The organism is Pseudomonas sp. NY15437, assembly GCF_048068435.1.
In the GTDB taxonomy this organism is placed as follows: domain Bacteria; phylum Pseudomonadota; class Gammaproteobacteria; order Pseudomonadales; family Pseudomonadaceae; genus Pseudomonas; species Pseudomonas nitroreducens_B.
The window spans coordinates 46640-69209 of record NZ_JBLUQC010000019.1; the positions used below are offsets into that span (position 1 = coordinate 46640).

The 22570-nt window shown below is 56.7% G+C and carries 15 protein-coding genes; 5 read left to right on the forward strand and 10 right to left on the reverse strand.

Annotation, left to right across the window (positions count from 1 at the left end):
* Nucleotides 1-11: 11 nt before the first annotated feature.
* The 9 genes from ACNFIA_RS28950 to ACNFIA_RS28990 form a co-directional block, all read right to left on the reverse strand.
* Nucleotides 12-653, reverse strand: a complete 642-nt coding sequence (locus ACNFIA_RS28950; RefSeq protein WP_416790473.1) for a hypothetical protein — start codon at nucleotides 651-653, stop codon at nucleotides 12-14.
* Nucleotides 650-2539: a dynamin family protein gene (locus tag ACNFIA_RS28955; RefSeq protein WP_416790474.1), complete on the reverse strand. Its 1890-nt coding sequence runs from the start codon at nucleotides 2537-2539 to the stop codon at nucleotides 650-652. The genes ACNFIA_RS28950 and ACNFIA_RS28955 overlap by 4 nt, the downstream gene beginning before the upstream one ends.
* Nucleotides 2532-4622, reverse strand: a complete 2091-nt coding sequence (locus ACNFIA_RS28960; RefSeq protein WP_416790476.1) for a hypothetical protein — start codon at nucleotides 4620-4622, stop codon at nucleotides 2532-2534. The genes ACNFIA_RS28955 and ACNFIA_RS28960 overlap by 8 nt, the downstream gene beginning before the upstream one ends.
* A gap of 131 nt (nucleotides 4623-4753) precedes the next feature.
* Nucleotides 4754-5803: a helix-turn-helix transcriptional regulator gene (locus ACNFIA_RS28965; RefSeq protein WP_416790478.1), complete on the reverse strand. Its 1050-nt coding sequence runs from the start codon at nucleotides 5801-5803 to the stop codon at nucleotides 4754-4756.
* A 982-nt stretch (nucleotides 5804-6785) separates the two neighbouring features.
* A complete protein-coding gene (locus tag ACNFIA_RS28970; RefSeq protein ID WP_416790480.1) occupies nucleotides 6786-8327 on the reverse strand; it encodes a hypothetical protein in 1542 nt (513 codons plus the stop codon).
* Nucleotides 8328-8329: 2 nt separating this feature from the next.
* Complete coding sequence (locus ACNFIA_RS28975; protein ID WP_416790483.1) at nucleotides 8330-10600, reverse strand: McrB family protein; 2271 nt, start codon at nucleotides 10598-10600, stop codon at nucleotides 8330-8332.
* A 109-nt stretch (nucleotides 10601-10709) separates the two neighbouring features.
* Nucleotides 10710-11417, reverse strand: a complete 708-nt coding sequence (locus ACNFIA_RS28980; protein WP_416790485.1) for a hypothetical protein — start codon at nucleotides 11415-11417, stop codon at nucleotides 10710-10712.
* A 131-nt stretch (nucleotides 11418-11548) separates the two neighbouring features.
* On the reverse strand, nucleotides 11549-12163 hold the full coding sequence (locus ACNFIA_RS28985) for a hypothetical protein (protein ID WP_416790487.1): 615 nt from the start codon (nucleotides 12161-12163) through the stop codon (nucleotides 11549-11551).
* Between the two features lie 236 nt (nucleotides 12164-12399).
* The gene (locus tag ACNFIA_RS28990; protein ID WP_416790489.1) at nucleotides 12400-12582 is read right to left on the reverse strand and encodes a hypothetical protein; all 183 of its coding nucleotides are present in this window, start codon (nucleotides 12580-12582) and stop codon (nucleotides 12400-12402) included.
* Nucleotides 12583-12662: 80 nt separating this feature from the next.
* Here ACNFIA_RS28990 and ACNFIA_RS28995 point away from each other — a divergent pair, with 80 nt between their 5' ends.
* Nucleotides 12663-14807: an NERD domain-containing protein gene (locus tag ACNFIA_RS28995; RefSeq protein ID WP_416790490.1), complete on the forward strand. Its 2145-nt coding sequence runs from the start codon at nucleotides 12663-12665 to the stop codon at nucleotides 14805-14807.
* A gap of 115 nt (nucleotides 14808-14922) precedes the next feature.
* Here the strand turns inward: ACNFIA_RS28995 and ACNFIA_RS29000 are convergent, their stop codons facing one another.
* Nucleotides 14923-15798 (reverse strand): WYL domain-containing protein, encoded by an 876-nt coding sequence (locus ACNFIA_RS29000; RefSeq protein WP_416790492.1) that lies wholly within the window; start codon nucleotides 15796-15798, stop codon nucleotides 14923-14925.
* A gap of 408 nt (nucleotides 15799-16206) precedes the next feature.
* On the opposite strand from ACNFIA_RS29000, the gene ACNFIA_RS29005 reads away from it, so the two are divergent.
* From ACNFIA_RS29005 to ACNFIA_RS29020, 4 genes are all read left to right on the forward strand, one after another.
* Nucleotides 16207-16875, forward strand: a complete 669-nt coding sequence (locus ACNFIA_RS29005) for a peptidase M15 (RefSeq protein ID WP_416790538.1) — start codon at nucleotides 16207-16209, stop codon at nucleotides 16873-16875.
* Between the two features lie 66 nt (nucleotides 16876-16941).
* Entirely contained in the window at nucleotides 16942-20667 is a 3726-nt protein-coding gene (locus ACNFIA_RS29010) for an ATP-binding protein (protein ID WP_416790494.1), read from the forward strand.
* Nucleotides 20664-21326, forward strand: a complete 663-nt coding sequence (locus tag ACNFIA_RS29015; RefSeq protein ID WP_416790496.1) for a hypothetical protein — start codon at nucleotides 20664-20666, stop codon at nucleotides 21324-21326. Before ACNFIA_RS29010 ends, ACNFIA_RS29015 begins: the two co-directional genes overlap by 4 nt.
* Nucleotides 21323-22567, forward strand: coding sequence for a hypothetical protein (locus ACNFIA_RS29020; RefSeq protein ID WP_416790498.1), 1245 nt, complete (start codon nucleotides 21323-21325; stop codon nucleotides 22565-22567). Before ACNFIA_RS29015 ends, ACNFIA_RS29020 begins: the two co-directional genes overlap by 4 nt.
* Nucleotides 22568-22570 lie beyond the last annotated feature (3 nt).

A 22570-nucleotide genomic window follows, 5' to 3' on the forward strand; every position in this document is an offset into this window, starting at 1 on the left:
GTCACATGCTTTCAAGCAGTCAACTCAGGAACAAGCTTGAGCAGCAAAGTAAAAATCCCTCCCGTTGCCAGCATTAACAGACCTAGAAGTATTTTAAACCGGAAGCGGTGTACCTGTTGTACTTGCTGGAAATGTTCACGCTCGATTGATGTCACGGCCTTCAAACCCTCCAGTTCCTTCGAAACCTCGGTAATGGCCTTGCTGTATTCCGCCTGTTGAGTGTGCAGAAGTGCAGTCACAGCTTTGAATGACGTGGCATTGTGGTGCAATAGCGTCTGCAATAAATTGGTCAGACGCTTCTCACTAGACACGATCCCGGCAGTCAGGTTGTTCAGCGAGGATTCCATACCCTCCAGCCGCAGTTGAGTGCTCTGCGCTGCGTGGGCGACCTCGTTACCGACTTTCGAAACCGCCGAACGAACTTTGTCCACTGCGTCCCCAAGGTCATCATTCGTCGTCGTGAACCCCGTATCGATTTGACGCCGAAGACCGCCGCCCTGAGCCTGAATATCACTTTTCATTTGATTGAGGTTGTCGCCTGCGATGCGTCTGGCCTCGTCAATCAAAGGTTGGTTGATCAAATCGTCGAGCAAGCGACCAAGCTCTTCACGTGCCTGCTGAATCTCAGGGTCAAGGGTTGTACGGTCCATCATTTCTCGTCTCCTTTAAGCATTTTGTCGAGCTCATACGGCAAGAGCAGCAAGTAAAAGACATCACACAGTTGCTCGACACTATTCCTGGGTCGGGCAATTGCGCCGCGTACAGCCCGGAGCTCAGCGCTGAACGCCTCGAAGATGTACTGTTTGAATTTAAGGGCGTGCTCAAGGCCTTGTGCCATTCGCTCATTGAATTGGGCATGTTGCTGCTCGGCGTCCAGCAATCGCGCCTTGGTCTCTATCAGGTTGAACTCATGACGCGCGACTTCCCGTGTCATTACCTTAAGGATCGTTTCGCTGTTACGCCTTTGTTGAATCAAATGAGCCATTGTTGTCTTGAACTGTGTACCCAGTGCTTCGGCGGCCGCATTGGCATAGGTGTAACATACGGTGCTCGCGTGCCTTCGAAGGATCGAGGCATCGGTCTGAAAGTTGCTGCTCAGCAAGTAACTGTCGGTCCAGTAACTGTCGAGCTTGTCCTCGATCGTGCGTAACGCCGTGGTAGAAGGCGGGCTAAAATCACCGACGACAAGGTCGGCGGAGGAGCATTTCAATCCCTCCCAGAGGTTACTCCAACGGCGGCGAATACGGCCTCGAAATGCGTGCAGTGCCTCCTGAAGCACGGTCACGGTTTCGCCACGGCCGAGTTCTACATCGACGTCAAAGTATCGGCTCAGGCGCTGGGGAATGGCCCCTCGATTGAAATGCCTCAATCTCCATTCATATCGACTATACAAACGCTCCAAACTTAGGTGTTCGCCTGTTGCATCACTTAGCCGGATCTCGGCTTCAAGTAGGAGTTTTTGCGCCTGGGTGATGCCGTCTTCTAGATCGTGCCGCAGGGTTTCGAATGCAGCGTTACGGTGCTTGACCTTTGCTTCTATGAAATCGCCCACCCGAAAGGCGGACCACAATCGAGCATACGGGCTGGCTGCTTCGGTAATACTGGCCAGCAGTTCACGGCGTAAAACTCCGATTACGTTACTTGCACGCTCGAAGTAAGCTTCCGAATGTTTGCGCATGCTCTCGAGTGAATCACCAAACTCAAGCGGGTAAACATGCTTCAACATTTCAGGGGGTGGGCGTTCGTCGTGGGTGCACATTTCATTGTAAAGGTGTTGCTGAACATCGTGGGCTGTTAAAGATTGCCCGTCTTGGGCCCGGCCGAACCAGGCTTGGAAACTTGCTGGAGAAAAGGTATAGGTCAATACAACGCGAAATCGGCTGGGTTGCAGCATCCAATCGTTAAGCGCCTCAAAATCGAGGGCTCGAGGATGGAGGAAGCCAAGGTTGTCCGCGCGCCCTACCAATAGGATCAAATCAGCCGATGCCACATATCGCTCGGCGATTCGCCTAACTTCGTTTTGTTCATGCTCATTGATCGCATTGATCCCCGGAATATCGATCAGCCGTAGGTCCAGGCTAAGCGCATCCTCCCCATCATTCAGAAAGAACCGCCCCGGGATGCGTACATTCAGGAGGGACGAGGCGTAGGCGCTCCCCTTCATCATCTGTTCGCGAATTTCACCAAAGCGCTCCGCGGCCTCTTCACTATTCAAGCCCGTCGTATTGTCCCCCAAGTACCACAACTCGTCAGAGGAACGCCCATAGCGAATGGGGGAGGCGGTAGACGATTTGCCCAACCATTGGCCGCCACGCAAGACTTTGGAGACTTCTGGCAACGCTTTCTTGCGAATACCGAGTAGATCAAGAATCAGCGTGGTTTTACCAACCTGGGTCGCGCCGTAGACCACGACGGTGATATGTTCAGCGCGAGTGAAGTCTCCGACCAGCTCCGGGTCCACCTCGGCGATGAAGCGGTTATAAGCACGCTGGGCCCATTCGTTGCGTTGACGAAATTTTTGCAACCAGACATCAACCACGGTCCAGGGCCTTGATCACATTGGTACGGGCCACATCCATGCGGTGCAAGTTCCGTGTCAACGAATCGTGCTTGGTCAATTCGCCCCCCAGTCCGTAAGCCAACCGCAGGTTTCGTGTCATCCGATCATCGAGGTTTTCCATCAGGTCGTCGTAGAGTTCGAGGCTTTTTTGGATATGCGTTTCGGCAAAGTGAGTCAGGCTTTCCCGAATGAAGCCTTTCTTCGCGGCATCGTACGCCTGAACCTGATTGGCCGTTTTGTAGGCGATAAAGCCAAGCGTGATTGCCCCCGCGGCCGCCATCGAGAGCGAAGCGCCCAGCCCAGCCGCCGCGCTCCCACCGGTAATGGCGTTCAACACATCGAACTGCCCATCGATGGCAACGTCTACCGCCATGATTGCGGCGATGGACTTGATCAGTGGACCGAAGGTCTTTTGAGCCTGCGGCAGCTCTCTTTCGATTTCCTGTTGCAGTTTGTTGAAATCAAAATTTACCAAGTCCTTGTTTAGCAGCTCTGGCTTGCGCAGAGCAATCGCCTGGCTGATTCGAACGTATTCCATCGTCATTGCAGGTAACTGACGCAAGACCTCTTCAAGCTGCTCGCCTTTGAGCAGTTGAAGTTCGTTACTTTCCTTCTCGGCCAGGTTCTGCCCCATCAACAGGCGCAGGTCGTGACGAAGTTCGAGAAGTTTTTCGTCCGTGATGTTCTGCCTAGCCTCCCCATGGCCGATCAGGTTCTGTAGCGACAGTTGCGGCAGAGCCAGCTTCCCTTCCTCCGGGGGCTCGATATCGAGTTCCTTCCGGGACATATCGGTGATGGCGCGATAGTCGCTGATCAATGGAGACTGTGCGTTGTCGCCCACGCTATTCCAGCAGTCAACGATACGCTCATGAAAGCGTTGCTCATGCTCGCCTGACTGGAACGCTAGGAAATTACCTACCTGACGCAACTTGGCCTTGAAACCTTCTTCTTCGGCGACGTACCGGGCCGTAGCGATACTGATGGTATGGCTGGCATAGTCCATCATGTTGTTGCGCAGTTCCTTCGAATACCCGCGACGATAGCGATCAGACGCTTTGCGAAACGCGGCTCGTACTTTCTCGACTTGGCGTTCCTTTAGGTGTTCGCTGATACCTTCACCTGCGGCTTCCTCACGAAGCGCCGCAGAAACGTTGTCCAATTCGTCATTGAGGATGCGTTCCAGCTCTTCGATCCGAACGGACTCCGAGCCCGCAGACGACAAGGCGTATTTGCCGACGACATCCATGATGCTTCGGGCCCACCGTGTCCGATAGTCGTCATCGCTCACGCCTGTACAGACAATCCGATCACGCTCTTCGCTAGGTACTCCAAACACATCGGCAACTGTGGCAGTGAGCTCCTCAATCTGCTGCCCCTCCAGTGTTTCGGTCTTGGTAACGGCAATAACGGGTTTGCGATCTGGAAAATACTTGGATCTGAGGTCATCCAGAATCCTGAGCTGGGCGTTATCGGCAATTCGAGTTCGGTCGGTCACCAGTACGCTACCCAGTGAGTGGATCAACGTGTGGCGCATCAGCCCTTGCCATTCGGCATTCTCACGGTTGAGCGTCTCGTACCCAGGTAGCAGAACAAGCCCGAAACTCTGGGCTGCGAAATACCGTTTCGGAACATACAGTTTGGTGAACAGGTAATCATCGTTCACGTCGTATGCACTCACGATGCGGCGGAAGGATGCCTTGTCGAGAGCCTCTTCTTCGCTGCCATCAGGACCAGCCTTATAACGCACTCCGACGGCATAGGGTGCGGTGCAGTCCGTTTCAAGAATAAATACCGGAACTCGCTCACCACGACCTTGATTATCAACCAACCACTCGTGTTCTCCATTGAGCTCGTAGAGCTCCCTGACAAGGCGCGTCTTGCCTGCACTCTGGCTACCCGCAACGCAGATGTAGTACAGGGACGAGAGTTCGCGGGTTATCCGCAACTTGCGTAACACAGACTTCAACGTGGTGCGGTGCGCTGAACGGCTATCGAGTCCGGCCACTACATCTAGGACACCGGCAACGGCGTGTTCAAGATTTTTGATCAGTTCGGGGGTCACTTCATTATCCTTTTGGTTTGGCCGGCGATGCGATGTACGCCAGCCTGAAGGTTTATTGGCGGGCGTCTAATTGGTTTAAGTTCTTCGCACGCATCCACTGGATAAGCAAATAGGCATTTCACCTTGTCCTATCAGGCAGGATGCCTTCGAGGCGTAGCTTCCTGTTCTGAGTCGACACCTCGGTAGAGTTCGAACATTGAGCGCAGTCGTTGTTGAATTTCGTCGACCCAGATCTGGGGGGCGTGTACTCGAATGTTGTCGTTAAGCCCAAAAATCCACCAAAGTGTTTCGCGATCCAGGGGGACCCTGACGCTTAAGCGTTGCCAATCGTGACCGGGCAGATCACTCAATGTTTGTTCACGGCTGAGTGGTGTCTCTCGTAGCAGCGATGCGACCTGTGGGTGAACGTCGGCAACCAGCTCTACGTCGATGTCGGCTTGGCGCAGGCTGAACGCGCCGTCGGCGATGTAACGATCGACCTCGAAGCTGGTGTGCAATTCGGCTGGCTCATCAAGCAACTGCACTTGCTTGATGCGATGCAGAGCGAACTGACGGAGATCGCTGTACCCCTCAACCGTAGCCAGCAAGTAACTGATGGCATGCCGCGACACTAGTCCTGCCGGATGCAGGCGAAATTGCTTGAGGACACCTTTACTGCGGCTCTGATAAGTGACCCGCAATTGTCGGCGCTCCAGCAGGGCGGCGGACACCAGTCCCCATACTTGGGAGTCCAGCGCAGCGGGCAGCAGGGTTTTTCCATTGGGGAGCGCACGGACCCGGCGTGCCCAATCTGCCAGTCCATTACCGCCAAGGCCATTGAGGAAGTTTCGGGCACGTCGGAACTGCGGACCAAGCTGGTCTAGGACTGTCTGTGGCAGCAAGGTATTGAGATGGCTTTCCGACAGGTACAGGGCCAGAGCAGTGGGGGCATCCATGTCCTCCAGATCCAGTGGCGCATCGCGAGTGAAACTCCAGCGGAATGGAGTCTCGCTGTCATCACACTGCAAAGAGAAGGGTATCGATAAGCGGTTCAAATCACGCTGAATCGATCGTAGTGTCACGGAGAAACCGCGGTCGCGGAGCTTTTCCAGCAGGGTGGGAGTTGCGATGCGCTGCGGCTCGGTGGGGATCAGGCGCAGCAACGCGAACAGCCTGAGCAGCGTATCCTTCGCTTGAGACATTGAAACTACCTTGTTTTGAAAATCAACTAATCGCCAGAGGCCTGGCGCCAAGTTGGCATCGATGCTACCCAGGTGGGTGGCGTTGTGCCAGCTTTTATGTGCCAAAGGCGACCAAAGTGATTCTGTCTTTCGCTACTTTGATCGAGATGGCTGGCCGTGGGATGGTTGTGTGTGCTCAGCGAGGGGGAGACTGGCGTGCGTCCTTCTCGCGCTTCAGTTCGCTGTATTCGCAGTACAGCTCATAGCCTTTCTTCAGTACGACAGCAAAACCAATTGCGGCGAATAGGTTCTTCATTAAACGGTCCTCTGGTTGCTCTTCGATAATTTTTACCAACCGAGCGGAAGACTGGGTCGCGTGGTTCGGACAACGATCAGTTTCCGGTGAGGTCTAGGAATTGCTCGAGACGTGCCCTGAGAACTTCCTTGTGGCTCGCAACGCGGCGCTCAAGCGAAGGGGTATGGCACTTAGGGCAACTGGTGAACCACTCGTGGCCGAGTACCAGCACGTCACTGCGGGGCAGAATGGTTTTCTTCCACGAGCAATAGGAGCAGACGAGGGTGAACGGGCGTGGGGGAATTGGCATGGTGGAGTCCGGCGGCTTTCGAATGGCGCCAGATTGCCGACTAGAGGCGACAAGTTGTGTCGCCTTGCATGAATTCGACTAGCCAACCACCAAGAGCTTTCGCTGTTCTTGTGTTCCGGAAGTGGAGGGTACGTGTGTTCTGCAGGATCAGGAGAGCCTATGGTGGATATTTGGCTTGAACGAGAGCACTTACGTTCATGCGCCGCAGGTTTGGGCGGATGCGATTAAGGAAAAACTGGAAAAGGCGCGCCAGATGTACGTTTATCCCCCTTGGGGCTGGGGCTGGGGCTGGGGCTGGGGCTGGGGCTGGGGCTGGGGCTGGGGCTGGGGCTGGGGCTGGGGCTTCGGGACTCGCCATGCTCCGAAGGGATCTATAGAAACCTCATTGGCCAATCGCCTTAAGCCAGTAACTCGGTCAGCAGCTGGCCAATGGCGCTGACGTCATCAGCGCTGGCGAGCTCGGCGAGGCCTACTCCGTGTGTTTTCCGGAAGTCCGTGCTTAGCAGCGCTTTCACTGCGCCCCCGCGGGGTACTAGCAATAGTGCGCAGTCCGGGCGCATTCCGTGCCAGCGTAAGCTGTCATGGTAGATATGTGCCGAAGCCATACCATCGAGTACCCCTTCGCGACTGGTTCTGTACTTGGCGTCCAGCAGCACGAACCTACGCTGGTCTCCCGACTGCAGGGTGATGGCGATGTCGGGGTAACGTACTTTCGAAAGGCTGGAGAAGCCGGCGTAGGGCTTCTTGTCGATGGCCGGACAGCGGACCTGGAGCCAGACTTCCAGCTTGGAGTCCAGCCCTTGGCCGCTCCAGCAGATGCAGTCGCCCCTCCGTGTCGGATAGCGACATTCCCAGACCAGATTCGAGTAGCGTGAGCGCAGTTGCTCAACGACCTTGATGTAGCACCAGCGCTCGTATATTTCCCAGGAGGGGCTGACCCACAGGCTCTCGTGCGTGGCCGCACCCTGCAGCCCGGGCCGCAGGCTATTCCAGCCGAAACGATAGGCTCGTGCATAGGCTGGGTGGGCGGAAATGGCGTTAAGGCCCGCTGCCGTGATGCGTCGAGCACTCAGGTGGCAGAAGGGCTCCATCCTTTGCTGGCGTTGCAATGTCCGGTACAAGCCATCGAGGTAGGCAATTCGTCTATTCAGGCGTGGCGCCAACTCCGAACGGGTATCGGAGTGACGTTCTGTTTCGGCAATGCGTTCGAATGCTTGTATCGTCTGACGGCAACGTAGCATCACCTTGTGGAGTACCGCTCCCAGTACCTGGTTGGCAGGGTTGTCCTGGTGCTCAAAGGCCGTGGCCACCTCGAAGGTAACCTGCGATGACGGCAAGGTCACACCTTCAGGCCCCGGCATTATCGAGCGGTTCTGCAGGGCTGCCCGAACCGCGTGCTGATCCAGGCGCCTGACTTGGTGCGCGCCGACTGCAATACGCTCCCGGCGAAGTCTGGTCAGTGGTTTCTCCGACACCTGGCGAAGGGCAGAAACCAGGGATTCGCCGTAGCGGCGAAGACGTGCATATTGCAGGTGCGGGTTCGCGTCATCGCCCTCGGCCCCGATTGAGGCCTGGGCGCTTTCGGTACCGAACAGCAGTTTGGCGTCGAAAGCGAAAATTTCGTCCAGCATCTTCGCGAAGACTTCTCGGCCGAGCTTGTCGCGGCTGGGAGCGACATCGAGCCGGTAGCAGGCCACGACGCTGCCGTGGAGGTCCGTCAACTCCGCCGATACCTCGCCGGCGAAGTAGCCTGGCTCCCAGCGCCAAACGCTTTCGCCTCCGAACAGCTGCTCCACTAGCAGTGCGTCGTCAATGTAGAGCCGATGCTCAGGCAGCACTCTGAAATGGTAGGTACCCAACTCATCGAACCCCGAGGCGAGCACGTCGGGGAGTAACGTGATGGGTGAGCCTTGTTTGTCGTGGCAGAGGAGGGTGGTCATGATCAGCGCCAGAAGCGAGCGGAGCCCAAGTGGCGCAGATCGTCGAGCATTTCCTTGACTTTAGTCGCCGAAGCCGTCAGCTCGGTTTTCGTCAGTACCTCCAGGGCCTGGCCGAAAACCTTCTGTAAGCGCGGACTGTCCTCACCGCGCAGTTTGGGCAACACTTTGGCGTAGATGGCCTGGTCTAGAGCCCGATCAAAGTCGATGACTCCGCCGCTCGCGGCCTCCTGCAGATAGCCCATGACATCGTGCAGAGTCCGCCAGCCGAAATGCAGACGCATAGGTCGTAGGGCCTGGACGAGCTCCTTGAGTAGCTGGCGAACCTTGACGAGCTGCCCACTCGGTAACGAGGACGTAGCCCAACCGGGGAAGGCGTCCACGTCGATGTCCCAGAATTCGATCACCGATGCCCGATCGAGCACCTTGTCGCTCAGCCCATGGGTGGTTTCGTCCATGTTCACGGTGCCGATGATCAGCAGATTGGCGGGGTAGGGGATCGAACTAGGCACGTCACTGATCCCGTCGCCCAGCGCATGGAGCTCGATGTGGTCGCCGGTTTCCATCGCGGACAGCAAGGGCGCCAAGTACTGCTCTGGGTGAGACAAGTTCATCTCGTCCAGCACCAGCGTGTAGGGCTTGGTGGTGTCAGCGCTGGCGCGTAGAAGGAAGTCCAGGCAGGCAGTGCGCACATAAGTGTCGGCCTCCAGCGGATTCACGTAGCCGAGCAGGCAGGAGGGGTCATGCCAGCCGGGTTGTACGGGCACTATCAACAACCCTTCATGAGGATTCTCAAGGTGTTGCCAGAGGCTCAGTGCGTATCCTCGCGCCAACTGCGTTTTGCCCGCCCCACTGAGGCCGGTGAGCACGGCCAAGTGGCGGCGAGTATGGCTCCAAAGCCCGGCATCGAGCTGGGCGATGAGTTCGCGGGGAAATTGGATGTCCGGGGCAAAGCCTTCGATGATGTCCACCAGCGGTGGGCGCTGAGCTTTGGCGGAAGTCGCCGAACTGGGCTGCTCGGCATCGCTGGACTCCGTCGCGGATGGTGTCGCCTTAAGTACGCCGGGCGTCCAGTGGATGCGCGCTACCCATTGCTCGCCCCTTTCGGACAGGTGCAGTGACTTGGTCTCGTCGAACTCCACCAGCAGTAGTGAGCGAAGCCAGCCGACCAGAGCGCTCGGCGCGAAATTGGTGGTCCAGCCGGGGTTCACCTTGCGCAGCAGATCGTTGGCCTGCTGGGTGGACATTGGCGTCTGCTTGAGCGCATGCAGCAGGTTATCGAAGCCGAGAACTCGGGTAATCATCCAGTCGATGACTTCATCCGGGTCGCCCGACTCAAGGAACGCTTCGCCACGAGGGGTGAGCTGCAGTTCACCGCCTTGCGCCCGCAGAACTCCCCACTCTGCAATCAGCGCATTAAGTTGGGTGTTCAGCGAAGATTTCTTGGCTGCAGGGTTCAGCGACTGGAGGTGCTGCATGAAGTCTTCGCGTGTGCAGCCCTCGCGTGCAAACTCGATCATCGCCAGCAGAGTAGCCAAGCCTCCGCCTATCGATAGCAGCCCCCGACGCCTACGTTCTGCAGGCAGCGGGTTGAGCATCTCCTCGCCGGTTTCCGGGTCGGCCACCTCGGTAGATTCCTGCTCCGGACTCTGAACGTATGCCACGTAAAGCAGCCACGGCAGGGTCAAGCGCTCGACTCCGGCACTAGTGAATACATCCGCTTCGGCGCCCAGCACTTCATCAAGGCGATCCAGCACCCGGCGATGCAGGATCTGGCGTGATTCGCCGCGCTGGAATACCCCCATTGCACTGGCCAGCTCCCGAAGTTTGCGTGCATGCCCGATGGTGGTGAAGAACCCCGGGCAGAGTACTGCGAACACTCGGTACATCTTCAGCTTGGGGAGGCGTTTGACCAGCGGCGTGACTGCGGTAATCAGTGCACTCCACGTCTCGGTGATCAGGGCTTCCTGCTGGGTTCGCTCAAGGCCGGGAAAGCGGGTCTTCAATCGCCACAACATTTCGACTACAGCCGGGTCCTGAGCGACCTTTGAAATGTCGACATGCCCCATCCCGGTGGACGTGACCTTCTCGCTGTCCCACAAGTTGCGCTGGAACTGTTCGCTGGCAAAGGTCGTTTCATCGACATTGCGGACCTCCTGCAGCAGCTTCAACAAGCCGGCTACCCAGTGCTGATTACCCGTGTGCGTGCGCGCCTGTTGCAAGGTTGTGTCACACGCAAGTTTCAGTTGGGTGTGGTCTTTCAGGTTCAGAACCATCGAGGAGTTATCTCCTTTGCCGAAATCAGCGCTGTCGATTGGGGGGACGGGACGTGAGATGGTGACGTCGGTGTGCGTCTAGCTATGTCGCGAGGAGTCTCGCCATCGTTCAGGCGAACTCCTGGAGCTTTTCGTGCTCTTCCAGCACCTCTTCAGTCACATGCCGCGCACGATTGCCACGCCCGCTGGGTTGCATGACCACGCGGATCGAATCTTCCATCGTCATGGCATTGTCGTCAGCGTCCTCACCAATGACGTAGGTTCGCGAGAAGGGGGCCAGGGCTTGGGCCAGTAGTTCGATCATAGTCTCGCGATCGGACATTTCGTCCTCGTCTAGCTCGAGCATCGACGCCATGATTGAGCAGTCGATCATGGTACCTGGCAACCACTCGCAGCTTGATGAATACCCGGCGCACCATTTGATGTTGGTACCCTGCATAAAAACTTCAATCGTGTCGGTTTCCGTCCCGACGAAGCAGGAGCCAAGCATGATGCCGGTGATGTTCGTGTTCTTGGAGTGCTCGCCGATTGCGAACAGTAGGTCTTCCAACTTAACGCCGCCGACCTTGCCCTTGGTGCCATGGGCGGCGATGTAGATGACTGCGTTGTTGAAGCGAGCGCTACAAAGGATTTCCAGCGCTCGGTCGAAGCTGCGTTTGTCATAGAAGTTGGCGTGGAATACCTCGGTATCGCCAGCCAGCTTGGCAATGCCCTCGACGAAGGGCAGCACGCTGGTACGGTTGCAGTCGCCGTCATCCAGCTTCCAAGGGTTTTCGAGGATCAGGACGGCTCTGTTCGAGCTGTGGTGTCTGGGCATGGTTCGACTTCCTTGTCAGGGGCTAAAAAGCATCCGAGGATGTGTAGGGCGTTAAGGCGGAGGGCAATCATCCGTGGCCGGTATGCTTCGATAATCCGTAGAGGCGACTCGTGGTATTGGCCCGCCTGGAGTCAATCGAACAGGACTGCCCTGGTAAAATCAGGGTCTGGATCGTTCTCGTCGACCAGATGCGCCATTTTCGTGAGGCGGCGAGCGAGCGCCTCATACTTCTTCCACAGGACGAGTAGGTGCTCGAAAACCTGGCAGATAACATCCTTGGCATACAGCGGAAGTCCCTTTACGTCCACGAAGTCACAGATCTCCTGAAGACGTTGGGACTCGAAATGCTCATCTAGGATGGATTGTTGTTCAATCAGCAAGTTATAGCCATCGTAGCATTCGCTACGCAGCCGATCTGCATAGCTGCAGAAGTCTTGATCGTTGTCGTCGAAGTGCTCTCGGAGGTGCTCCGGAATGTCCTGTAGGCTACGAAAACGCTGACGCTTCCCGTCACGGCGAATCCGCACGGTGAGCCACTCTAGTTCGTCGAAATCACGGCCTTCCGGGAGGAAGCCGCACAGGGTATTGGCATTCTCCGCCTCACTGATGCAATCGGAAATCTCAGTCATGGTTTCGCCCACGGCGGTCCCGGTAAAAAAGGGAGCGAGCTGTTCCTCCACTTCATGGAAGTCCCCGAGGTACTTGTAGTAGCGGGCAGCGATGCGATTGGCGTGTTGTCGGTCCATGAGAGGGCTCCCAATAGTTCATTCGAGTTCAGGTACATGGGCTCAAAGGGAGTAGCGCATCCTTGGCCTGGGGCATGGGCACGAAAGTTAAGCCTTTCGATCTACGCCTGACACCATGTTGGACTCGATGCTACCTAAGAGGGTGGCGTTGAGCCATCTTTCGTGTGTCAAGGAAGACCAAAGATCATTCTGTAGGTCACTGCATTGACCGAGATGACTGGCCCGGAGGCATGTACTCAGCGAAGGGGCGATTGGCGTGCTTCCCTTTTGCGCTTCAGTTCGATGTGCTCGCGGTACCGCTCATAGCCGGTCATCAGTACCACGACAACCCTTGGCCGCGAGCAGATGTGATAGAGCGACTCGAGCAGGTTGCCGCGAGTCTTGGCGCTCATTATCCGCTGGAAAGGTTGGCTGGTCATATAACCGCTTTTATGGCCGCGACTGCTTCGGATGCGGTAGCTTCTAGTCTGGTGAAAAGGGTCAAGTGGAGTGTTGCCGGGTGAACGAGAAGGGAAATCGGTGTCTGCAGCACTACCTGTCGATCTACGCGGTAAGCCAATCACTGAGCAGCAATGCGCAAGCACTGGATGAGTGCCTGCACCATTTTTTAGATCAGCGACCTAGCGGCAAGAACCTATCTGCGTTTGATCGTGCAGTCGGCTTAACTTCAGCTCCGTTCTGGTGGGATGTGTCGGCGGTGCAAGGTGCTGGCTTGGCCAGCCTGGCCTTGAGTCGTGTACTGCATTTTGACAATGCAATCAGCGTCGAATTGCTCGAGCATCTGGCCATACACAACCCCGAGCCCCTTAGATGGGCAATTCGCTATTCGAAGCTTTTTGAGCGGCCTGACTCGCCTCTATGGGCTTATTTGCGCGCAAGCTTGATCAGCCCCGATTGGCAGATCTTCTTTGGCGTGTGCGATCGTCTGCTTGACCAGCTCAAGCCATTTGATGAACTCATACGCCAAATGGAGGACCAGCTAAAGCCGTTATCGCTGCTGGAGTTGTTCTCGTATCTGAGCATCCTGGCTTATCAAGAGCTCGCCGGAGAGGGTACAGATATTCCCGCAGGTAAGCAGTGGGAAGCCTACAACCGCATTATCTTGAGGAAGTTGCAGGTATGCGATGAGGAGCATTTTCACCTCAGCGAGGTGCGCTTGGGTGAGTCCTTGCAGCGGCATCTTTCGCCCCTTCTCTTCGCGGGTCCCGACGCGTCGGCAGAGTGTCGATCTATCCTTGAGGCGCTGGTTGTTTTGGTCGAAGCAACGCAGGAACGGATTGACTATGAGGGTTCAATTGACTGGTTTTGCTTTGACCCCGAGTGTCGTTACCAGCTCAGGCCTGGCCAGCCCGTAATTTTCAACGAATCGAATGAAGGGGCTGCGCAGTGGAAGCGTACAGAGCGAAAGAGCGAGCTTCTCTGGCTCTACTGGATGAACCGTGCGGTTCAGGAGTATGTCGATTCCGGCATGGCCGATGAGACTATCGGCTCCGTCGAATACCACGAAGCAAACCGGGTGGCCTTCATCAAGGCTATTCGCAGCAGGCTGCAACTCCAGCAGATCTATGGGCTCGGGGAGCAACTGTCGCTCAGCGACGGGGCCCAGGTCCAATTGCACCATGTGCTTTTGGCCAGTGAGCTGACCTCAGTCTTTTTTGAGCAAGCGTTCATTCAGCCGTTTCAACGCTACTTCAGTGAGACCGGTGTGGTGGTTCACGCCCTCGGTCAGTTGGCATTGGATGGGCTGCGCACGATGGAGAATCGATTCCCCCTGACTTGGTCCGAGGCAGAGGAGAAGGTCCAACGTATCAAGGGATGGACCGTCTGCACGGAATACCCCAATGGGGACACGGAATCGGCCAAATCGATTCTGAAGTTCTGGACCAGTGATCTCAAATCGCTGTGCCAGCAGTTGAGACAGAACCCCCGGATGCCAGCCCCTAGGCTGTATGAGCTTCCTTTCTACAAACTTGGGCGCTACAGCTTTCAGTTTCCCTGGCTCGTGGCCCAGCAAAACAACCTGACAGCGGCCATAAACAACCTTCGACGGGTAGGCGCCCGGAGGGGGGATCTGCAAATGGAAACGCGGCGGGTAGAGCAGGTTCTGGCCGAAGCCTTCAAGCGCAGAGGGTTTTCTGTTGAGGTTGGCTATACGCCGCCATTGATGATGGAGGAGGACGCGGGAGAGGTTGATTTGATCTGCCATCAGGACGGTATCTTGCTTCTGCTGGAGGTAAAGTCGGGCTATCTGCGTTCGACCAGGCATGAAGTCTGGCTCCATCGGACCAATACGCTCCGTAAGGCTGCATTGCAGTTGCGCCGAAAGCGCGCAGCGATTGTGGATGCGCTGATGAGTGATTCAGGGCTGCGCTCTCGATTGGGCTACGACGGCCAGCACCCAGAAGCAGATTTGCATGCGTGGGTCGTTGATACCTCAATCGAGTTTGACGAACAGATTGTGGATGGCTTCAAGGTCGTCTCCCGAGAGGTGCTTGAGGTTGTCCTGCGTGACGAAAAAGCACTATTGCGGCCGTTGGACCAACTCGATTCAGCTGAGAAAGACTCCCTTTTTCCAGATGGTTTCTCTGCCGTTCGATTCACTCATGTCATCGAATCTGGAGAGCTCTGGCGAAGCCTCTGCTGAGCGCAGGATGGAATTGGAGAAAATTGATGCCGGTTCGATGAGGGCTGTGCTCGATTTAGAGCGGGCAATAGCGCCATTGGTTATTGTGTAGGAGTGTTCTTCCAGGCTCCGAACGTCAGTGATACAGCCAGGGCTGCAGTTCATCCAAATTGGCCACCACGATCTGTTGCGCAGTAGCCTTGGCGTGCACCTTGGTCGGGTCGATCTGATAGCGCTGCAGCACGTACTGCACCAAGGCGCCGCGGGTCTCGATCACTAACTGACTGCGTTTCATGCCGTAGTCGGTTTCGATGATGGCCTTCTGTTCAGGCTTAAGGCGCAAGTCAGGTTCGATAATTACGCTCACCGTGCTGTTCCAGCCATCGTCTCCGTCACGGTCATTCTCTGAAACGTCGTCCATCAGCTCTGGGATACCGCGGAAGCGGCTCAGCACAAAGTCGCGGTAGTCCCGATTCTTCTCGCAGTAGGCGCGCACATGCCAACGCATGCCGGTGTAGATCAGGGTGTGAGGGGCAATGAGACGGGTTTCGACGTCCGGGGTGGTGAAGGAAACATAGTCGCACTCCAGGCGCAGGCCCTCGCGGCAGGCGCGTAGAAGAGGGCGCAGCAGTTCCGGGCGCACCGTGCGATCCGGCACCTGTAGCACCTCGGTATGCGCGTAGGCCAATGCCAGACCCTCGACATGCGGGGCTCGGTCATGGTTTTGGTTCAGCAGGTGCAGGTAGGCGCTGGCGCTGTCGTCGATAAACAGAGGTTTAAATTGCCTGGAGGGTACATACCCCTTCAAATGCTTGTCATATTCCAGGTTCTTTGGCGCGTGCTCGCTGATATAGGAATTGATGTCCTTTGACGCCTGCTGGCGGCTGATGCCGAAGCTCTGTATCAGGTGATTGGTCGTCAGGCGGCCTTCCCACCAGGCTACCGTCTCGATCAGGCGATAGCGCAGGGCCAGGTCCCAGCGGACAGACTCGATTGATTGCTTGCGTTTCATCGCACCTCCATCTGCATGAAAACTTTACCTGTACAGGCAAACACTCTAGATATGTCGCTTCAGGCTACATATCTTGATGCTGTCGTTCAAGCCGCCCCGTTAGGGCCGGCTGATTGATGGAGTGTCGAGCACAAACATGATGATTTTTTTGTGGATGGTAACTGGGACGAACCGATTGTGGGGATCGTTCTGGAGCGTTCCTGCCTGGTCAACGGCAAGGCTATCCTGGTCAAGGAGGTCGGCGACTTCCATCAACTGGGCGTAGTTGTCAAAGGCGAGCTAAGTGAGACCTGGATTGATCGGGCGGGGTTGGAGCTCAATCTGATTGCTCAGGTTCCTGCTGAAGGTCAGGCCGAAGTTATGCAGTTGAAGGAAATGCGTGGGCAAATAGCGAAGGAGCACGACAGGATGAAGAAACCGGCATCGGTACAGGCCCTTGAGGATCTGGGGCGCGTCAGACTTTCCAAACACTTTTTCATGCGTGACTTTCTCTACTCGGAAATCAGCCAGATCGAAGGCATCCCCAACATTCCGGACTATCCGGATCGCGCCATCGAAGCCGGGCGAGGGTTGTGCGAGCAGTTGTTGGAGCCTCTGCAAGAATGCTTTGGGCGGATCGTTATTCGCTCCGCTTACCGGGCGCCGGCGGTCAACGCCAAGGGCGCCGAGAACAACAACCAGTACAGCTGTGCTGCCAACGAAAAAAACTACGCGGAACACATTTGGGATTATCCGGACGCCGAAGGACATCTGGGCGCGACTGCCTGCATCGTGGTACCGGCATTGCTGCCCTGGTATGAGGAGCGCAAGGACTGGACGCCGCTGGCCTGGTGGATTCACGACAATCTGCCGTACGCAAGCCAGTTCTGGTTCCCCAGGCTGGCGGCATTCAACCTGCGTTGGAGCGCAAACCCGAACATGCTACCGAGCATCAGCACCTACGTTACCAATCCTCATACCGGGGGCAAGAAAGCGCTGGTGAAGGACGGCGTAGCAATTATGGGCCTCGAAGCTCGGAAATCCGTTGTAGGACCTTGGTTGGCCAGCTTGAGAGTAGATAGTCTGTTAAAGCGCTGACACTTGTTAATCCCCGAAACATTAGCCGACTATCGATGTGTCGGTGCCATCTGAAAGGAATCAACGATGTCTCAGTTGCTCAAGATAGTTCTTATCGACTCGCTATGCGCGGGGGCCAAAGCTGAGATAGCGATTAGCGGGAACACCAGCGTCAACGGCACAAATGGCATCGGTAAGTCGTCGTTTCTGAAGCTCATACCAGTTTTTTATGGGGCTGCTCCTGGACAGTTGGTCAAGGCAGGGAGTAACCGGGAAAGCTTCGCTAACTGGTATCTGCCCAATGCCTCCAGCTATATCGTCTTCGAGTACACCAACTCCATGAATGCGCCGCGGTGCGCGATCATGCACCGCAGTGGTGACAGCTACGCCTACCGCCTCGTGGCACACGCTTGGGAGCCAAATCTGCTTTACCGGGACTATGCGTCCGGAGAACTGGTCAGGGCAGGGGAACTGATACGCCATCTAGCAGTGAAAGGTATCGACTGCAGCCCTGAGCTTCAGCCGATTCACTACCGGCACATCATCCAGTTCAACAGCGGCTACTCCCACATGGAGAAGCTGACGGATCCCCAGAAGCGAAAGCTGGTCCTGGCTCTCCGTCCCTCGTTCTCGCTGGCGCCGAAGCGGACTGACTTCAACGGTATCGACAATGTAGCGCTCGCGCTTCTGGCCAGCGCCGGTACGTTCGACACCATGAAGACCACCATGGCCGAGATCCTCGAGCAGGATAACTCTGACCTCGGCCGCACTCTGGAAACCCTGAACGCTGCTCCGTTCAACAAGGTACTGGAGAACCGAGCCGGTTATCTCCTCATGGACGACTTGAGACCTAAGGTGGTGTCACTGTCGCGACTTCGAATTGACCATCAGGCAACCACGCGCCAGCTTGGTATTCAGAAGGCCCGTGCAAACCACATCGTGACGCGGCTGAGCGAGCGCGAAGCTGCACGAATGGAAGCTCTGAGTGGGCTTACTGAGCGAGAGACGCGCATAAACGATGACGCCTACGCTCGGCGCCAGGAGCTGGCAGTAAAACGCGGCCACCTACAGGCAAACTTCACTGAGGCCACGGACTCGGTAAGTAAAATTGAGTCGGCCAAGGAGAAGTACGAACAGGCGGGAATGGCAGACCTGCTGGCGAGAGCGGACAACATTGGCGAGGTGATCTCTCAGCGCGATCTGAAGCAGGATCACCTGACCAAGCTCAACGCTAAGGGCCTAGATATCCGGCAGATCTACGACGCGCGGGCTCAGAAAGCCAAGGACGCTGCGTCAGCGCAGCGAGAGGAGGCTCACTCTCGTCACAATCTTGCGCTGGAGGCTATCCAGGGACGCCAGGATGAGCTTGAGGACAATTTACGCCGTCGTAAGGAAGACGCTGAAAAGGAACAGCGTGCTGAGCTCGAGGAGCATGAGCAGCAACGCAAACTGCTGGCCACTGCCGCCGCTCGCGCAACAGCCGAACTTGAGCATCTGAAGAAAACGAAGGTACTTCCTAGCTCCCAAGACGCCCTTGACGCAGTTCAGCACGCGATTGATGAGCAAGCTGCTCTGCTGGCCGCTTTCCAGGCCGAATTAGCAGTTGTCCGTGGAGAGGAAAAGAGCCTGCAGGATGAGCAATCCAGGCTGGTGTCTGCGTTCCAGGGGCTTGATAAGCAGCGTAGCGAAACAGCGAAGCTGCGCGACGCGCTGAAGGAGCAACTGAACGCTGGTGCAGAGACGATGCTTGGGTACCTGCGAAAGAATCATCCAAGCTGGAAAGACAGTATCGCTAGGCTGGTTCCGGTAGAGACGCTCCTGCGAACCGATCTGAACCCTGCAATGCTGGAGTCCCCCCAGCAATCTCTCTATGGGCTTGAGCTGGCGCTTCAAGGGCTATCAGTCCCAACGTTCGCCAGCGATGAAGCATTGGAACAAGAAATTGCGTCGCTAACGCTCCGTCTTGAGGGTATCCAGGCCGAGTTTGAGAGCCTGGATAAGCAGAATCGTGTTCTGGAAGATCGCTTCCGGAAGCATGCGGCTCGGTTGAGCAAGTGCCAGAACGATGAGAGCCAGGCCGGTATTGAACTCGCATCGCGGCGTGAGCAACGCAAGGCGCTGTGCGAACGAGCACAGGATGAACACAGCGCCTACGTCGAAGAGCAAGGTGCACGCGCTGCTGAAGCGCAGCGGGCCTTGGCCGAGAAAGACGAAAGTATCGCGCAACTGAGGTCGGTTCACGGGCGGCACATCTTGGAGCTGACTACGAATGAAAAGCTTGCACGTGACGACCTTGCTGAAGAGCGTGCGCGACAGACCGAGCGGCACAAGGCAGCATTGCAGCGAATCACCGAAGGGCTGAACGCAGAGCTGCAGACCATCGAGAACGACAAGTCGGTCAAGCTCCGCAGTGAGGGCATTGATGACAGGGAAAATCGCCGGCTTGAGCGAGAGATAAACCAGCTTGACTCACAAATTAAGGAGATCACTGATCAGCGATCGATTATCGAGAGCTACCGCCACTGGGTGGAGAACGTGCTACCGCAGCTCCCGATACGAATCGCCGAGATGTCTGACCTGGACGGTCAGGTAGCCAGGGTAGACAGGCAGATCGCTGACTACAACGAAGAGGTCAAAGCCCGGCTGACAGCGATTGTCGACCAGCGCAAGGCACTAACGCTGGAAGGGCAGCAGGATGAGGCCCAGGCCAGGTTACTCAGTGGTGTGCTCAACCGCCTTACTCAAGTTGATATCGTTGATCCCGGTACCTTGTTAGACGGATTTACTGCCCAGGACATCGACGAGGATGTGACCAGGTTGATACACCAGCGTGGTGTGCTCCATAAGTCCGCCTCTGAAGCTTATCGCCAGATCCTTTCTCAGTTCAGGACACGTCAACTCCTGCACACACCGCAAGGAGCTGCTATCGAGCAGATCGCTAGTCAGGCCAGCAATGCGGCAGCAGAACCTGACTTGGCTTGGCTGGAAGCGGCACCGAGCCTTCAGGAATACATCGACGTTTCGCATCCTGACCAGAAGACGAAGCTCATCATGCAGGCGAAGAACCTTTCTGATGAGCTATGTGACCGCCGTACCAAGCTGCTGGAGCTGCATCGGAGCATCCAGCAGCTTGGTCGAGATGCGACGCAGAAGGCTCGGGAGGTGCTTGGCGCATTTGCCCAGATCAAACAGTTCGAGTTCAGGGTCACATCTCGCATCCAAGAAATGTCCTTCTGGTCTGATCTATCCATCTACGATCAGCACTATCGCCGCTGGCAGGCCATGGGCGATGGCGTCATGCCTACCGAAAACTTCGTCGAGGCCCTGGAGAACGTGGCTAGGCAGATCAATGAGGGCAAGTTTACCTCTGACCTGGAGCAGTGCTTTGACGTGAGTGTGTCGTGCAACGACCAGGGCCGGACGAAGATTGCAACCAACAACTCAGAGCTGATTGAGCTCAGCAGCACCGGCCTGACCAAGATTATCGTGGCAATGATTTACGTCTCCCTGTTCGAGTTACTGCGCCAGGACGCTGATTTCTTAATGTCGATCCCCATTGATGAGGCCCTGGAGCTCTCGCCGGAGAACTATGTTGCCTTGGTCAACTACTTCAACCAGCGGGGAATCTCCATGCTGGCATGCTTCCCAGGTGGGGCGCCGGAGTTGCTTCGGCAGTTCACCAACCGCTACTTCCTGGAGAGGCAGGCTGATACCGGCACGATTGTCGTCAAGGAGTACGGACTGGACGTGCACGAGGAGCTGGATGAACTGAACGAGGCCTTGGCCGCTGAGGATGAGGTGTACCTACCGTGAGCGAGATTCGCGAAGTCCTCGAAACCCTTCTCTCTGGCGGCTTCATCTGCCAGTACGCATATCCGGAACTCCATCGTCAGCTTCGTGCGCCTGGTGTTGAGGCTGAGGTCAGGGCGGCTCTGGCGCCTCTCGGCCGGGAGCTGGGTACCATCGGCGAAGAAACTGCCCCGGACACTTACTTTTCGCGGTACGCCGATCTGTCGGACCCCAAGGATAGAGCTGCAGCTGCTGTGCAACTTGTGCAGATGCGCGACCAGCTCAAGCCCTGCCTGGAATTCATCCGCCTCTTCAATCGCTCTGGGCGCACCGATGCATGCCTAGCGCCCGGTGACACGGTGTCCTTTTCGGATCTGCTCGAGGCCATCGAGAACAATCCCACCTACAGGGATCAGCTGCGAGACCTGAGTGGCCACGAGTTCTTCAGCAAGTCCAAGAGCGCCAAGGACAACAAAGAGCGATTGGCGCTGGTGCTGCGGCCCCTGGCCGACGCGGGTTACCTGGTGAAGCGCAGTAGTGAGTCCGTGAACTACGTGGCCACTGGCAAGATGGGGTACTTCTACATGATTCTGGCCTGGGTGGCTGAGTTCAGCAGCCTAAGCCTGGATCCGGAGCCGGAACCATCTTCGACTCAGTTGGAGCAAAGAGGCCTCGAACTGTGAAGGCAGAAGACTGGGTAAGGCTAGGCGAGCACCTGAAAGCGAACGCTGATCTGCTGGAAGCTATGGCCTTGGCCGATGAAACAGGCATCACGCCCCCGGAGCGTATGACCAAGGGCCTCTCGTGGCTCATGTCCAAAGGCCTGGTGGAGGAGGACAGCGACCTGTTGCATCTCAGTGGCCTACTGCTCGACGTGGGCGCACAAATTTCTATCCAAGGGTTTGATCGCGTAGCGCCTGACCTCAAGGAGATCCTAATCAGCATTGAGGAGGGGTGCGAGGCCTACCATGGCGCCAAGGCAGCTGGCGATCCGGCCGAGACCGAGCGCCACCTGCGGCGTGTCACCAACACCACCCGCCAGGTGGTGCAGCACCTGAGAAACGAGCAGAACGTCACCAGGGCATTCATTGAGGGAGGATATGGATTCTCCGTCCGGCTCACCGACAGGATCCGCGACATCAAAAATGCGATCGATCGGCTCAAGCGACTGCACGAGAAGTTGGGCCTGTTTACACACACGGGCCTATTGCAGCTGACAAGAAGCGACCGGGCGCTGCGGGGCAAACTTATCGACGGTCTGTTGGGTGCGGTGTCCCGCAACCGCTTCGCTCTCGACGAGATGATTGGTCGGCTTGATCGGCTCAGTCTGACAGTGCGTAAGCGCAACAAGATGCGCCAGGTGGCCCAGGCCGTCGACGCTCACCTGCAGGGCGGCGGCGTAATCGATCTTGAGCCACTTCTTGAACGACTTGATGCTGCGGTTTGGGCTGGTGCTGCTCCACTTTCACTGGGCGGCAATGCGTTCTGCGACGTCCACGCCGGTGAGAACCTTGAGCAACTGGAGTTGCTGATAGCCTCACTGCCGGCACCGAAGGTCAAAGCGGCGTCAGCGGCAGCCGCCCAGGAGCGTGAATCGAAAATTGTCCCCTCAGGCGCCAATCAGGAAAAGGAGCTGGAAAAACCCTTCGTGCGTGCCCACTTGGAGGCCATGCTTCGGGAGCTGATTGCCACTGGTAAACCTCAATCGGCTACCGCTTACTGGCAAGACTGTGGTGATCCCGACATCCCTGACGGGATATGGCTCTACGCCCTGGATGGCTATGCCCAGTTGCAGGCGGCATTCGCCAAAGCCCACGGTAAGAAACTGAACTACCGCCTTGTGCCGACGATGGCGCCACATAGTCGGTTTTCGGCGAACCGGCGTGTCCTGGAGTTGACCCTGGATAGGGTGTCGAGGCGATAACGC

Excerpts from the sequence above, each read along its gene's own strand:
- ACNFIA_RS28950 (WP_416790473.1), bottom strand. The coding sequence starts at position 653 with ATGATGGACCGTACAACCCTTGACCCTGAGATTCAGCAGGCACGTGAA.
- ACNFIA_RS28965 (WP_416790478.1), bottom strand. The coding sequence starts at position 5,803 with ATGTCTCAAGCGAAGGATACGCTGCTCAGGCTGTTCGCGTTGCTGCGC.
- ACNFIA_RS28970 (WP_416790480.1), bottom strand. The coding sequence starts at position 8,327 with ATGACCACCCTCCTCTGCCACGACAAACAAGGCTCACCCATCACGTTA.
- ACNFIA_RS28975 (WP_416790483.1), bottom strand. The coding sequence starts at position 10,600 with ATGGTTCTGAACCTGAAAGACCACACCCAACTGAAACTTGCGTGTGAC.
- ACNFIA_RS28980 (WP_416790485.1), bottom strand. The coding sequence starts at position 11,417 with ATGCCCAGACACCACAGCTCGAACAGAGCCGTCCTGATCCTCGAAAAC.
- ACNFIA_RS28985 (WP_416790487.1), bottom strand. The coding sequence starts at position 12,163 with ATGGACCGACAACACGCCAATCGCATCGCTGCCCGCTACTACAAGTAC.
- ACNFIA_RS28990 (WP_416790489.1), bottom strand. The coding sequence starts at position 12,582 with ATGACCAGCCAACCTTTCCAGCGGATAATGAGCGCCAAGACTCGCGGC.
- ACNFIA_RS29000 (WP_416790492.1), bottom strand. The coding sequence starts at position 15,798 with ATGAAACGCAAGCAATCAATCGAGTCTGTCCGCTGGGACCTGGCCCTG.
- ACNFIA_RS29005 (WP_416790538.1), top strand. The coding sequence starts at position 16,207 with ATGAAGAAACCGGCATCGGTACAGGCCCTTGAGGATCTGGGGCGCGTC.
- ACNFIA_RS29010 (WP_416790494.1), top strand. The coding sequence starts at position 16,942 with ATGTCTCAGTTGCTCAAGATAGTTCTTATCGACTCGCTATGCGCGGGG.